Source organism: Streptomyces sp. NPDC088350 (genome assembly GCF_044753545.1).
Taxonomy (GTDB): domain Bacteria; phylum Actinomycetota; class Actinomycetes; order Streptomycetales; family Streptomycetaceae; genus Streptomyces.
Window position 1 is genome coordinate 106,872 of the sequence record NZ_JBIVNL010000013.1, and the last position, 13,902, is coordinate 120,773.

A 13,902-nucleotide genomic window follows, 5' to 3' on the forward strand; every position below is an offset into this window, starting at 1 on the left:
CTAGCCGCGCCGCCGATCACTGTCGCGTGAATATCGCCCCGGCGTGACCCCCACCAACTTCCGGAAATGCCGGGTGAGATGGGACTGGTCGTAGAAGCCGGTGACCGTCGCCACCTCGCCCGGCGGGCGGCCGTCCAGGAGGAGACGCCGGGCGCGGTCGACGCGGCGGGACATCAGGTACTGGTGCGGTGCGATGCCGTACGCCCCGCTGAACGCCCGTACCAGATGGGCGGGATGGGCGTGCACGAGCCCCGCGGCCTCGTCGAGGGCGATGCCCTCCGTGACACGCTCGTCGAGGAGTTCGCGGAGGGCGCGGGCGAGGGTGGGGTTCTCGGCGGGGGCGGGGGAGGACGGTCGTAGGCGGGTGCGCAGCCGTTCGGTGATGAGGGCCAGCCGGCTCTCGGCCTCCAGCTCGTCGCCGGGGTGGTCGAGCGCGGTGTGCAACTGGCCGACGCGCAGCCGGAGTTCGGGGTCGCGGAGGTCGGGCCGGTCGACGGCCGATCCGATGAGGTCGTCCGGGAGGTGCGTGCCGTCGAGATAGAGGACGCGCTTGCGGAAGCCGTGCGGGGTGGCGGGGGAGCCGTTGTGCGGGACGTGCGGCGGGAGCAGCGACACCGTGTCGTGCGGGGTGCCGTGCTCGTGCCGGTCGAGGTCGTACCGTACGGCACCGTCGTCCACGATCAGCAGCGTCCACGCGTCGTGCACGTGCATCGGGTACGCGTACTCGGTGAAGTGGGCGTGGAAGACCTCGACGACACCGGGGACGCGGGGGCGCCACGCGGAGACTTCCTGGTGCGGGGCCATGCAAAGAACGTACAAGACGGGGGTGCTGGGCGGTCGGCAGTCTCGGGGCATGAGTACCGACACGATCGCTGAACCGATCCGCTTCGACACGAAGATCGCTGTGCTGCTGCGGGACGACCTGGAGCCCTGGCAGCGGCTGAACGTCACGTCCTTCCTGGTCAGCGGCCTGGGGACGCAGGCTCCGGAGGTGATCGGGGAGCCGTACGAGGATGCCGACGGGGTGGCGTATCTGCCGATGTTCCGGCAGCCGGTGATGGTCTTCGAGGCCACGAAGGAGGTCCTGGTGGCGGCCCACGGGCGGGCGCTGTCCCGCGCCCTGCCACGTGCGGTCTTCACGTCGGACCTGTTCGGCACCGGCAACGACCGGGACAACCGGGCGGCGGTGCGGGCCGTCGCCACGGCTGAGCTGGATGTGGTGGGGCTGGTCGTCCACGGGCCGCGGAACGGGGTGGACAAGGTGGTGAAGGGGGCGCGGATGCATCCGTGAGGGGTGACGGCGGGTGCGCGGGGTGATTCGGTGAGTACTGCCCATGCGGGGTGCGGGCGATGCCGACCGGGCGGACCCCTCTTCGCGAGAATGTGACACATCGGCACCGAGGTGTCACATTTTCGCAACCCGCCCCCACCCCCCTCAGGCCGCACTGACCTCCGGCCTCGCCGGGGCCGGTGACTCCGCGCCGGCCGCCTCGCCCACCGGAACCCGCCGCATCAGCGCCCCGTATCCCACCGCCGCCCCCGTCCCCACGACCGCGCAGATCCCCCACAGCCACTCCGCCCCGAACCGGTCGATGACGAAACCGGACATCAGCGGTGCGACGAGCGCGGCGACCGCCCAGGACAGGGTGTACATGCCCTGGTAGCGCCCGCGTCCCTGGACCGGGGAGAGGCGTACGACGAGGCCCGTCTGGGTCGGGGCGTTGATCATCTCGCCCAGGGTCCACACGCACACCGTGAGGGCGAAGATCCCGACCGAGCCGGCGAACGCGGTGAGCCCGAAGCCGTAGCCCGCGAGGAGCGAGGAGACGACCAACAGCCGCTTGGCGTCGCGGTGTTCGATGAGGCGGGTGACCGGGATCTGGAGGGCGACGATGAGGAGGCCGTTGACGGCGATCGCGGTGCCGTAGTCGGCGGGCGTGAAGCCGGCCTCGCCCATCGCGACCGGCAGACCGACCGAGCCCTGCTGGAAGACGACGGCGACGAGGAAGGACAGCCCGACGACGCTCATGAACCGCCCGTCGCGCAGTACGGTCCCGAGCCCGACCGCGTCGGAGACCGCTCCCTTGCCGTCGCCGGTCACGACGGTGGGCCGGGACTCGGGCAGCTTCAGGAAGACGACGACCGCGCAGGCCGCCGTCATCCCCGCCTCCAGGAGGAACCCGGCACGGTAGCTGACCTCGGCGATGAACCCGGCGGCCAGGGACGAGACGGCGAAACCGAGGTTGATGGCCCAGTAGTTGAGCGAGAACGCGCGGACGCGGTCCTCGGGCCGCACGATGTCGGCCATCATCGCCTGCACGGCCGGCCGGGACGCGTTGCTCGCCGCTCCCACGAGGAACGCGACGCCGGCGATGGCGACGGGGTCGTGCACGAAACCGAGCAGCGCCACGGCCGCGGCGGTCGACGACTGGGCGATGAGGAGGGTGGGGCGGCGCCCGAGCCGGTCGGTCATCACCCCCGAGCCGATGGACGAGACGACCCCGCCGAGGCCGTGGAGGGAGGCGACGAGACCGGCGTAGGTGGCGGAGTAGCCGCGGTCGAGCGTCAGATACAGGGCCATGAAGGTCGAGACGAACGCGCCGAGCCGGTTCACGAGGGTGCTGGTCCACAGCCACCAGAACTCGCGGGGCAGACCGGAGACGGTTTCCCGGGCGGCACGTCTCAGGGCGGCGAGTGACATGGATCGATCCCCCACGGTCGGACAGTCGGGTAAGTGGCTCATGCGCCGCGCACAACTTACGAAGGAGACGCTCCGGAGGGCCACTCGATTAACAGAAGCCGTCAACTGTCGGACCGAGGGGCGGGCACCCGACCGTGGCCCGAATGCGTGGATTACGCTCTGAGGCATGGCCGACGCACCGTACAAGCTGATCCTCCTCCGCCACGGCGAGAGCGAGTGGAACGCGAAGAACCTGTTCACCGGCTGGGTGGACGTCAACCTGAACGAGAAGGGCGAGAAGGAGGCGGTCCGCGGTGGCGAACTCCTGAAGGACGCCGACCTCCTCCCCGACGTCGTTCACACGTCCCTCCAGAAGCGCGCGATCCGCACGGCCCAGCTCTCGCTGGAGGCCGCGGACCGCCACTGGATCCCGGTCCACCGCAGCTGGCGCCTGAACGAGCGCCACTACGGCGCCCTCCAGGGCAAGGACAAGGCGCAGACCCTCGCGGAGTTCGGCGAGGAGCAGTTCATGCTGTGGCGCCGTTCCTACGACACCCCGCCGCCCCCGCTCTCCGACGACTCGGAGTTCTCCCAGTCCGCGGACCCGCGCTACGCCTCCATCCCCCCGGAGCTGCGCCCCCGCACGGAGTGCCTGAAGGACGTCGTCGTCCGCATGCTCCCGTACTGGTACGACGGCATCGTCCCCGACCTCCTCGCGGGCCGCACGGTCCTGGTCGCCGCCCACGGCAACTCGCTCCGCGCCCTGGTCAAGCACCTCGACGGCATCTCCGACGCCGACATCGCGGGCCTGAACATCCCGACGGGCATCCCCCTCGCCTACGAACTCGACGCGTCCTTCAAGCCGCTCAAGCCGGGCGGGACGTATCTCGACCCGGATGCGGCGGCGGCTGCGATCGAGGCGGTCAAGAACCAGGGCAAGAAGAAGTAGCTCGACGCGATCAAGCCCCTCACCTGCGGTTCAGCTGCGGGTGGGGGGCTTTTCCGTGACTGTGGGCCGCCTCTGGGCAGTTCCAAGGCAGTTCGCTCGCGGTCAGGTCAGTTTCGTGACGATGTCCGCCACCCGCCCGGGCATGGACAGGAACGGTGAGTGGGAGGCATCGAGCGCCACGACGGAGGTCGCGTTGTCCGGGAAGGCGGTGTCGGCCTCCGCGATGAACCTCTGCTGAAGGGCCGGCCGAACCGCCATGTCCCGTGCGCAGGTCACGTAGGTGCGGGGAACGGAGCCCCAGCCCTCGCGGGTCAGGCTGGTGGCGCCCAGGGCGATGCCGACCGGGGCGTCGGGGGTCAGCAGCCCGATGGCAGCGTCAGCGACGGCTTGGTCGACGTCTCCGAAGAGTGCGTCCCGCAACTGCTGACGGTAGGCGGTGTCGTCTGACGCGAGGTCGAACCGCAGGGCTCCGATCGCGGCGGGATCGGCCTGAAGGGAGGGGCCGACGAGCTCACCGGCGTTCTCAGAGCTCTGGATGTAGGTGACAGCCGGAATGTCCGAGGCCGGCATGAACGCGGTCAAGTACACCGCGTGAGCGATCAGCTCGGGGTGTTGCTGTGCGGCCCGCGTCAGGACTGTGCCACCCATGCTGTGGGCCACCACAGTGACCGGTGCCCCGTGCCCGAGCTGCTTGATCTGTGAAACAAGCAGGTCACCTGCCTGGTCAAGGTCGACCTCGGCAACCGGCGAGACCTCCGTGGCCAGGGCCGCCGAGTCGAACGGGCGCGTGCTGAGGCACGCCGGCCGCCGGGCGCGCAGCCCATGGCCGACCAGGTCCACCGCGAGAGCCGGGTGGCCGGCCGCCGCCACGTGGGCGATGACTTCGCTCCAGCACCAGGAGCCGTGCCAGTAGCCATGGACGAACAGCAAGGGGGTGGGTCCGACGGTCATCAACACTCCAGCGGGAAGGCGACCTCAAGGAGGGGAGGTACGGCCCGTGCTGTCGCGTCGTCCCCGTCCCCCGCCCCCACCCCGGAAGCGCATCGGAAGCGGATCGGTTCTGGTGGCGGAAGCGGTGGTGCTGGTGGCATGCAAGGGGTCAATCAGCCTTTTGTGCGGGTTTTCCCGCCGACCTCCCCATGCTGCCCGAACCGCCCATCCCGCCCACGCCGTCGGAGCGTCCCATGAACGACCTCGGACCACCACCCGTCGCCCCCGCCGTACCGAACCCCCCGACGCCCTATCGCGCCGGCGGGCTGATACCGCCCGCCGGAGCCGCCCGTACCTGGGGGCTGACCGTCATCGGGGTACCCCTGCTGGCCGTCCTGCTCCTGGGGCTGGTCGACGGGTCCTACTCGACCGGCGGTGGAGCGCAGGCTCAGCCGTGGACCCCGCCCACGGCGTCGTACTCGTACACCCAGTCCGCCGCGCCGAACCCGTACGACGCCTCCGCATCGGCCACCGAGCCCGGCACGACGACGGAGACCGGGGACGCCGGGGGCGGGAGCGTGCCGGGCGGCCCGACGGACGCGACGACCACCGCGGCGGCGCAGCCGGAAGCGGTCGTCACCGCCTACTTCGCCGCGGTCAACAACCGTGACTACTCGACCGCTTGGGCCCTCGGCGGCAAGAACCTGGGCGACCCCGACTACGACGCGTTCGTCCTGGGATACGCCAACACCCGGCAGGACACGATCAGTCACGTGTCCGTCCAGGGGAGTGTCGTCACGCTGATCCTCAACGCCCGCCAGACGGACGGCAGTTCGCGCGCGTTCAACGCCACCTACACCGTCACGGACGGTGTGATCACCCACGGCACGGCAACCCCCATCGGCTGACCATCCCCGCACGAGTGGAGCGCTGAACCATCGTGAGCACACAGGCACCGCACCGCTACCCTCCCGGCACCCCGCCCGGAGCGCCGCAGGTCACCCGCGTGTACGCGCGGACCAAGGCCACTCGCCTGCTGTCCGCGGGCACGTACCTCGATCCCGTCTACCGCAGCGCCGTCATCCGGGAGTTGCTCAAGAACCGCTTCAGAGTGGTCGCGCCGTCGTACGGCTACGACGCCGTCTCGGTCCTCGCCCACGCGCTCGCGGCACGCCGACTGCGCCGTGTCCAGTGGGGAGTCGTGGCCGGCTCGGCGGTCGCGCTCCTGCTGCTGATGAGAGGCCCGCTGAGCGTCTTCATCGCGGCCCAGCTGATGTTCTGGGTGCTGTGGGGCGCCGCCTATCTGCGCCGGATCGTCACCCTGCACATCCTGATGACCCGCCTGAAGGAGACCGGCCCCGCCGGCGGCTTCGACGGCTCCTACCCCGTCGGCGGCAAGCTCACCGACGCCCTGATCGGCAAGATCGACCGCGAACAGGCCGGCCAGACCGGCCTCGTCTTCTACGGCGGCTTCCGGCCCTTCGTCGGCGCCGGCGAGCCCCTGCGCGACTGGGCGAACGCCCAACTCCTGCTCGGCGCACCGAAGAACCGCCTCGCCGCCCGCAAGGACTTCGAGGCGTCCGGGGGCGACCTCGACGAGGTGGAGCGCAGGCCCGTCCTGCCGTTCACCGTCCACGACATCACCACGTACGTCGCCCGGAGGATGAGCGCGGATCTGCGCGACGAGGCCCGCCGGGACGAACGGATCGAGGGGCTGACCGTCGAGCAGCGCCGCTACACGACGGCGATCCGCACCAACGACCGTACGGCGGGCACCGGTTGGTCCCAGCTGCCGGGCATGGACGATCTCCCGCCCATCCACTGGCGGGAGGACTACGACTCGGCCCGCGAGTATCTGTGCGTGCGCGTCGGCGCCTGGAACGAGGAGCTGGTGACCTCGATCTTCGTCGGCTTCGACCTCAAGGGCGACACCCTGCACACCGAGTTCTACACCTACGTACTCGGGCCGCTGGTAAGGGAGTTCCACCTCGTCGACCGGCTGCCCGACGCGTTCGACGCACGGCTGGCGGTGCGGGTCGCCTGGGACATGGTCAAGGCCGTACCGCGCTGGTGCGTGGCCCTGTCGCTGTGGCCGCTGCGGCTGTTCCCCGAACGCTTCCTGCCCAGGCGGATACGACGGTTCGTGCGGCCCCGGCGGGGCGGGTGGAGCACCGTCACGTTCACCGGGGGGAGCGCGGCGGCCGACACCAGCGAGTTCCAACTCGGGCGCTACGCGAAGGAGTCGGTGGACTGCGGCGCGCTCACGAGCGTCCGGGAGATGGCCACCAGCGACACCTACCACCACTTCTTCCAGAAGACCGACGCCCTGAAGTACACGCAGATCGTCGAGCGCCGGCTGCTGCACACCATCCGCCAGTTCCTGGGCGAGCACCACGTGGATCTCGCCGACCACGACCGCGCGCAGACCAACATCCTCGTCGGGGACAACTCCCAGGCGATCCTCGGCGGGCACAACGAGAACTTCGGGTACAACTACCGGCCGCCGGGCCCGGATTCACCCGGCAGCGGGGGAGGGCAGTAGGCATGAGCGAGAGCCACACGTTCGGAGACAACAGCCAGGTCATCCTCGGCGGGGAGAACAAGGGCTTCGGCTACAACTACCACGCGGCGCCGACGACCCCCGACGCAGAACAGCGGTCGTCCGAGCAGGCCTCCGGGCAGGTGCCGCCCGCCGGCCACGACCGCGCCCGCAGTGTCTTCGTCGTGCACGGCCGGGACGAGGAGGTACGCCGGGCGATGTTCGGGCTGCTGCGCCGGCTCGACCTGCGCCCCCTGGAATGGGAGGAGTTGGTGCGGGCCACCGGCAAGACCGCGCCCTTCCTCGGCGAAGTGGTCATGAACGCACCGGCGCAGGCCCAGGCGGCCCTGGTCCTGCTCACCCCGGACGACGTCGCCAAGCTCCACCCGCATCTGCTCGGCAACCGCGAGCGGGACGACGAGACCCAACTCACCGGCCAGCCGCGGCAGAACGTGCTGATCGAGCTGGGCATGGTGCTGATGGCCTACCCCGAGCGGACCGTCATCGTCGAGGTCGGCCGGCTGCGGCACGTCGCCGACACCGCGGGCATCAACGTCATCCGGTTCGACGGCACGGAGGACTCCCTCGCGAAGATCGCCGCGCGGCTGAAACTGGCCGGCTGCCAACTCGACGACACCCGGCCGGAATGGCGCGAGACCCGGCACTTCCAGAACCTCTCCGCGTACCGTCGGCTCGCCTGAATCACAGGGGAACCTGAAGCACAGCGGAACCTGGAGCACAGCGGAAAAGGGGGACGGACGCTCCGGCGCCCGTCCCCCTTTTCCCTGCCGTCCGGGCGCTTTTCATACGCGCTCCAGTCCCGACGCGAGAACCCTCAGGAACGCCCCCACCTCGCGCATGTCGATCCGCTCCAGATCATCCGGCCGCACCACCACCCGCAACTCCCGGCAGACCGCGCCCTCCCGCGACCGCGCGACGAACGACATCAGGATCAGCCGCAGCAGACTGTCCTGGTCGAGATGGTCCAGCCGGGACAGCCCCGATCCCACCAACGGCATGGCCACCCGCTCCAGTTGGGCGTGCCGGTGCAGCGCGTCCCACAGCCGGCCGAGGCCGAGCCAGAGGTCCTCCGTACTGGAGGCGGCCACACAGTCGTTGCCGATACGGCTGTACGCGACCGCGAACACCAGCCTCGGCCGGGCGCCCAGGACCGCCACCGTGCCGACCGGATACCGGTCCAGTTTGCCCAGCGGCTTGCGGTCCCGGTCCTCCCGCCCGGCCGGCGCGACCCCGGCGAGCGCCGCGACCAGTTCCGCGTCCAGGCGCCGTACGTCACCGTCGTACCGTCGGAGCAGCAACTGCCCTTGCACACTGGATGCGTTGATGACCTCGCCGTCGGCCGACGCGGTGTCGAAGGTGTCGCAGAAACCGACGACGAGATGCGCCGGCTGGTCGAACACGTCGCCCGCCTCGACCACCACCGTCAGATCGGGCCGCCGGAACACCTGCTTCACCCGCAGCACCGGCCGCGCCCGGCCCAGCCCCCACAGCAGGCACGCCACCACCGACACCACCGTGACCGTGCCGGGATCGGGAAAGCTCCGCGGGAAGAATTGCCCGACGAACTGAAGGACCGCCGATATTCCGCCGAAAGCCGCCATCGTGTTGCGCGCGAAAATCCTTCGGGCGCGCCCGGTGCCGTAGAGCCGCAGAAATCGAGAACTCACGGTTTCTCCAGGACATCATGATAATCTTCTGGTCACCAAGCGGTGACGCAGGGTGATGTAGAGCGACACAGTGACGCGGCGGGGGCGACGCGGGTGGCCGAGGTACGAGGGCGCATTCAGGTCAAAGTGCTGGGACCGGTCCAGCTCGACGTCGACGGAATCCCGGTCAGGCTGACACCGCTGACCACCCGGCTGCTGGTCCGCCTGGTGGCCGCCGAGGGCGAGGCCGTTCCCGTACGTCAACTGCGCCGCGACGTATGGGGGTTGGCGGACGGGCCCCGCCATCTGGACCAGCGCAACCGCAACGAGGTGCAGAAGCGCGTCCTGGAACTGCGGCGCGCCCTCGACCCCGGCCAGGACGGCACCGCCGCCCGCGTTCTGCGCACCGAGCAGCAGGTCGCCGTGCACGGCCCGGAGACCGCCTACCGTCTGGTGCTGCGGCCCGAGGAACTGGACAGCGCACGGTTCACCGCCGTCGTCGGGACCGCCCTCCTCGCCCCGCCCGCCACCGCCGCCCATGAGCTGGCCGAGGCGCTGGCCCTGGTCCGGGGCAGACCGCTGGCCGAGGTGAACGGCGAGAACTTCGCGGACCCCCTCATCCGCCGGCTCACCGCCCTGCTGGACTCCGCCCGCCGTGAACTGGTCCGTGTGCAGGCCGACTTGGGCCGTCCCGACCTCGCGCTGCCGGTCGCGGAGCTGATCGTCCGCGACCATCCCGACGACCTCGACGCCGCGCGCACCCTGGACGCCCTGCGCGCCGCGCTCCGCGCCCGCCACGGAGCCGAACTGCTGCGCCACCGGGTCCCGTTGCCCGGCCAGCGGGCGGATGTCGTCCTCGTCCGCGGCGACTTGTTCGAGCAGCGGGACTGCAATCTGGTGGTCGGCTTCACCGACACCTTCGACACGGAGACCGACCAGGACATCGTCATCAGCCGCGACAGCGTCCAGAGCCAACTGGTCGACCGTCTCTTCGGCGGCCGACGCCGCCTGCTGGACGAGAAGTTGAAGGCCGGGCTGCGTACCGTGCGGGCCGTCGGCACGGAGAGCGCGCGGGCCAAACCGCGCGGCAGGCGGGTGCGTTATCCGGTGGGGACGACCGTCGCCGTGCCGGTCGACGGCCGCCGGATCTTCGCGGTCGCCTACTCGCGGCTCGGCAACGACCTGGTGGCCAGGTCCGGTGACGAGGACCTGCGGTCGGGCCTGGACCACCTCTGGGCCTCGGTGGCTGTGCACGGCCTGTTCAGACCGGTCGCCGTCCCGCTCATCGGCTCCGGGCTCGCCCGGGTGACCGACCTCGACCGCAGCCAGCTCGTGGCCCTGATCGTCGACTCGTTCATGGACGCGTGCCGCCGCTACCCCGCGCTCACCCCCGAACTGCGCATAGTGGTCCGCCCGGAGGACCTGGCCAGTACCGATCTGTCGCCGGTCGAGCGGCGCTTCCATGAACTCGTGCCCGATCTGGACGACCGCGACCGGGTGGAGTGACCGGGTCCAAGGTGAGGCCGGGCGGCCCTGGGCGGCAGTCCCCCGCTCCGACAGGTTCCTCCGCATCTACCGGCTCCCCCATGCGGCATCGCCCACCGGTCACTGGCCCGCCACCGCCACCCGGCCTCACCGGACCCCAGTGCACCGCTCCCGGCGCTTCCGCGGGTAGCCGCCATCCGCTTCCGATCCGATTCCGACGCCGGACGAGCGACGCACAAATGACGGACGAGCGACACACGAACGACAGCGGGACGGCCCGGGTGCGACACCCGGGCCGTCTCGTTTCCTGGCCAACTCGCCTCAGGCGAAAGGCCTGTTACGACAGTTCACGTCAGCCGTGCCGCCGGCTCGCCTTCGCCAGCGCCGGAACGAACCGCAGCGCGTCCACCGTGCCCACGCCCGTCGCCATGTCGTAGCCGTTGACGGCGGTGTAGCCGGTGACACCCTCGTACGTGTTGTTCGTGCCGTCGTTGACGTCGACGATGCCGTTGCTCTTGGCGCCGTGCTTCGCCAGCGCGTACAGCGCGTCGTTGATGTTGCCGACGCGGTGGCCCGCGGCCTGGTCGGCGAGGGCGACGATGCCCGAGAAGAGGGGGCTGGCCTCGCTCGTGCCGCCGTAGACGTCCCAGCCGATCGCGGTCGGGTCGTAGCTGCCGTAGACCCAGGCGCCGCCGTTGACCGCGGCCGCCATCGACACGTCCGGGGTGCCGCGCTGGGCGCCGACGACGCTCTTCACGCCGTTCTGGAAGGACGGGCGGGCGAAGACGTGGGACTGCCCGCCGCCGCCCGCGCCGTAGTCGTTGTACACGCTGTCCGGCGTGACGCGGTTGCCCTTGACGTTCAGGTGGAGCTGCGTGCCGCCGATCGACGTGACCAACGGGTCGGAGGAAGGCCAGGAGTTGACCGGCTTGTCGTAGTAACCCTTGCCGTCCGCCGTGCTGTCGGTGGCACCGCCGTCGCCGGAGGAGGCGAGGACGGTCACGTGCTTGCGGTTGGCGTCCTGGAAGGCGTAGCGCAGCTTCTTGATGCTGGAGAAGTCGCCCTTGTCGAAGCCGGGGAAGGTGTTCTCCGTGGCGCCGAAGCTCTGCGTGATGACGTCGCCGACGCCGTGGTCGATCAGGTACTTCTCGGCGTTCATCATCTCCGGCAGACCGGTGACGCCCTCGGTCTCGGCGACGGCCGTCTCCACCAGCACGATCTTCGCGTCGGGCGCGACCGCGTGCGCCATCTCGACGTCCAGGGTGGACTCGCCGGCCCAGCCGGTCATGTCCGCGTTCTTGGGGTCGAAAGCGGGCACGTGGCCCCACTTGACGACCTTGACCTTGGTGCTGTGCAGCCCGAACTGCTTGCTGTAGACGTCGAGATCGTGCTGGATCGTCGGCGAGCCGAACGAGTCGACGATGACGATCGTGCGCCCCTTGCCCGTAATGCCCTTCCGGTACAGGGAGTTGAGGTTGTACGCGGTGCGGTACTGGAGCGGGTTGTAGCAGGCGATGTGCCACTTGGCCTCGCACTGCGCGCTGGTGAGCGGGCTGGGCACGTCGCGGGCCAGGGTGTGTCCGGCGATGGCCGGGACCGCCTTCGTCAGCGGTACGGCGGCGGGTGCGGCGCTGGTGACGCCGGCCAGCGGAGCGGTCGCCAGTGCGGCGACGGCGAGGGTGGCGGTGGCGGCCGTGGAAGCCGCGAGGCCACGTCTGTTGCGGGCTATGTGCATGAGTCCCCCCTGAGTGGTTCCGAGTTGCACGCGATGGTCTGCGTTGCATCTCACCCAGTGAGACATGCACAGGACAAGACAGTTGAACTGTCGATGCCGAACCCTTTGCCCAAACAGCACCGAATGCTCGAACGGTCCTGCCGATCAGCGGTATTGACTCAGGCGGCGGACCCGGCCGGACGGGCCGGTGAACGGGCGGCCGCACCCGCCCTGTACGGTCCGGCCCCATGGCTCAGAGACCGACGGCGAGTTGGCGCGAGAGGGTGGCCGGGGAAGCGGAGCGGATCGCCGCCGGCACCCTGGATCCGGACCGTGCCTGGGCGACCGGACTGTTCCCCGAGGAACTGTCGGCGGAGACCGACGCCGTACTCGCCGTGTTCGAGGCCGAGTTGGCGGACGTGACGGCAGTGACGGTCGTGGGCACGCCGGACGACGCCCGGATCCTCGGCGCGGTGGAGCGCGTCGTGCTCGCCCTGAACGCCGTGAACCTGGCCCGCGACCAGCGTGCCTACGAGACCGGTGAGCGCGAGGAGTTGTGCGACTACATCGACGAGTCGCTCACCGAACACGGGCTCGACGTAGCCGAGTTGACCGCGCGGAACGGCCTCGGCCGGTACGAACTCACCGACCGCTGGCGGATCTGGTGAGCCGAGGCCGCCCTCTCCGCGCCCGTCAGATCGAGTACGGCACCGGGTGCACCTCGTCCGCCTTGTGCCCCGCGCGTTCGTGGACACGCTGAACCGCTTCGGGCGACGGGGCCTCCGACAGGCAGTAGACGGTCCCGGACTCGGGGTCGGCCCACGCCCGCTCGAAGTGGACCCCCTCGTCCTTCTCCACGGCGAGATCCGCCTTGTGGGCCGCCATCAACTGGTCGGCCGTGATGCCCTTCATTCCGTGGTGTACGTCCATGTACTGAGCCATGACCGCGCACCTCCTTCCGCGCGCTAGCCCGCTCTGCCTTGCCCTTCTCCTTCCATGCTGCGCCCGTACGGCGCTCCCGGCTACCGTGCGGAACGATCACGGGGAGCCGGGGAGAAGGACGAGGGCCGAGCACGGCTGAGCCCGGCCGGGTACGGCGGAGGAACCCCGATGCGGCGAGCCCGCCCCGGACCCCTCCGCCGTAGTCAACGACTCCGTACGTCGGTCAGCCGCACTGGCATGGATTACCGGACTGGCACCCACACCCGCATCCCGAGCCGCAGCCGCACGCGCCGAAGAGCGGAAGGCTCTTGATCTCGACGGGCTCCTGCGTCTCGCGCTCCTGCGTGGGGTCGGGCGTCGTGCCGGGGGATTCGGCCATGGGTCCTCCTAGAGGCTCGTGCCTGTGCCCATTGCATGCCCGTTTCACCGGGCGCATCAACGGCGCATGGAGGCTTCCCCGCACGCCCTGACGGGGGGACTCACGCCCCTGGGGCGGAGGGCTCAGGGGCCTGGGGCGGGGACAGGTCTCTGCGGTGGCGGGTTCAGGTCTCCGGGTCGGAGGGCTCGGGTCCCTGGGGTGGCGGGCTCCGGTCCCTGAGGTGGCGAGTTCAGGCCTCTGGGGTGGCGGGCTCCGGTCCCTAGGTCGGCGGGCTCGGGTCCCTGGGGTGGCGGGTTCAGGTCCCTAGGTCGGCGGGCTCGGGTCCCTGGGGTGGCGGGTTCAGGTCTCTGGGGTGGCGGGTTCAGGTCCCTAGGTCGGCGGGCTCCGGTCCCTGAGGTGGCGAGTTCAGGCCTCCGGGGTGGCGGGCCCAGGCCCCTGGACCGGCGGGCCCAGCCGCTGGACCGGCGGACCTACGCACCGGAGCCGGGAACCCATGCACCGAGGGCGGCGAGCTCACGCACCGCGGCCAGGAAACTCACGTACCGGGGCGGCGAACTCACGCCCCTGGGTGGGCGGACTCATGTACCGGAGCCGAGCAGCTCACCCCCCTGCCCGGG

At 70.5% G+C, this 13,902-nt stretch carries 13 protein-coding genes; 7 read left to right on the forward strand and 6 right to left on the reverse strand.

What is annotated here, in order from left to right:
• Complete coding sequence (locus ACIQBL_RS38115) at positions 1-804, reverse strand: AraC family transcriptional regulator (protein WP_401950723.1); 804 nt, start codon at positions 802-804, stop codon at positions 1-3.
• 49 nt (positions 805-853) lie between these two features.
• On the opposite strand from ACIQBL_RS38115, the gene ACIQBL_RS38120 reads away from it, so the two are divergent.
• Positions 854-1,291, forward strand: coding sequence for a DUF2000 family protein (locus tag ACIQBL_RS38120; RefSeq protein ID WP_401950725.1), 438 nt, complete (start codon positions 854-856; stop codon positions 1,289-1,291).
• Between the two features lie 144 nt (positions 1,292-1,435).
• On the opposite strand, the gene ACIQBL_RS38125 is transcribed toward ACIQBL_RS38120, so the two are convergent.
• A complete protein-coding gene (locus ACIQBL_RS38125) occupies positions 1,436-2,701 on the reverse strand; it encodes an MDR family MFS transporter (RefSeq protein WP_401950728.1) in 1,266 nt (421 codons plus the stop codon).
• A 166-nt stretch (positions 2,702-2,867) separates the two neighbouring features.
• Here ACIQBL_RS38125 and ACIQBL_RS38130 point away from each other — a divergent pair, with 166 nt between their 5' ends.
• Positions 2,868-3,629 (forward strand): phosphoglyceromutase, encoded by a 762-nt coding sequence (locus tag ACIQBL_RS38130; protein WP_401950731.1) that lies wholly within the window; start codon positions 2,868-2,870, stop codon positions 3,627-3,629.
• Positions 3,630-3,731: 102 nt separating this feature from the next.
• Here the strand turns inward: ACIQBL_RS38130 and ACIQBL_RS38135 are convergent, their stop codons facing one another.
• Positions 3,732-4,580 (reverse strand): alpha/beta fold hydrolase, encoded by an 849-nt coding sequence (locus tag ACIQBL_RS38135; protein ID WP_401950734.1) that lies wholly within the window; start codon positions 4,578-4,580, stop codon positions 3,732-3,734.
• A 233-nt stretch (positions 4,581-4,813) separates the two neighbouring features.
• Between ACIQBL_RS38135 and ACIQBL_RS38140 the strand changes: the two genes are divergently transcribed.
• Genes ACIQBL_RS38140 through ACIQBL_RS38150 form a run of 3 tightly spaced genes read left to right on the forward strand, consistent with a single transcriptional unit; the run spans position 4,814 to position 7,799 of the window.
• On the forward strand, positions 4,814-5,467 hold the full coding sequence (locus ACIQBL_RS38140; RefSeq protein ID WP_401950736.1) for a hypothetical protein: 654 nt from the start codon (positions 4,814-4,816) through the stop codon (positions 5,465-5,467).
• Between the two features lie 32 nt (positions 5,468-5,499).
• Positions 5,500-7,101 carry a hypothetical protein gene (locus ACIQBL_RS38145; protein WP_401950739.1) on the forward strand — a complete coding sequence of 534 codons (1,602 nt, stop codon included), beginning with the start codon at positions 5,500-5,502 and terminating at the stop codon, positions 7,099-7,101.
• A gap of 2 nt (positions 7,102-7,103) precedes the next feature.
• Positions 7,104-7,799, forward strand: a complete 696-nt coding sequence (locus ACIQBL_RS38150) for a TIR domain-containing protein (protein WP_401950742.1) — start codon at positions 7,104-7,106, stop codon at positions 7,797-7,799.
• A gap of 102 nt (positions 7,800-7,901) precedes the next feature.
• Here ACIQBL_RS38150 and ACIQBL_RS38155 read toward each other — a convergent pair whose 3' ends face one another.
• Complete coding sequence (locus ACIQBL_RS38155; protein ID WP_401950745.1) at positions 7,902-8,786, reverse strand: macro domain-containing protein; 885 nt, start codon at positions 8,784-8,786, stop codon at positions 7,902-7,904.
• Positions 8,787-8,912: 126 nt separating this feature from the next.
• On the opposite strand from ACIQBL_RS38155, the gene ACIQBL_RS38160 reads away from it, so the two are divergent.
• Entirely contained in the window at positions 8,913-10,271 is a 1,359-nt protein-coding gene (locus ACIQBL_RS38160; protein ID WP_401950748.1) for a macro domain-containing protein, read from the forward strand.
• 331 nt (positions 10,272-10,602) lie between these two features.
• On the opposite strand, the gene ACIQBL_RS38165 is transcribed toward ACIQBL_RS38160, so the two are convergent.
• Entirely contained in the window at positions 10,603-11,985 is a 1,383-nt protein-coding gene (locus tag ACIQBL_RS38165) for a S8 family serine peptidase (RefSeq protein ID WP_401950751.1), read from the reverse strand.
• 227 nt (positions 11,986-12,212) lie between these two features.
• Here ACIQBL_RS38165 and ACIQBL_RS38170 point away from each other — a divergent pair, with 227 nt between their 5' ends.
• Positions 12,213-12,632 carry a hypothetical protein gene (locus ACIQBL_RS38170; RefSeq protein WP_401950754.1) on the forward strand — a complete coding sequence of 140 codons (420 nt, stop codon included), beginning with the start codon at positions 12,213-12,215 and terminating at the stop codon, positions 12,630-12,632.
• A 25-nt stretch (positions 12,633-12,657) separates the two neighbouring features.
• On the opposite strand, the gene ACIQBL_RS38175 is transcribed toward ACIQBL_RS38170, so the two are convergent.
• Positions 12,658-12,906, reverse strand: coding sequence for an SCO4226 family nickel-binding protein (locus ACIQBL_RS38175; RefSeq protein ID WP_401950757.1), 249 nt, complete (start codon positions 12,904-12,906; stop codon positions 12,658-12,660).
• Between the last annotated feature and the right edge of the window lie 996 nt (positions 12,907-13,902).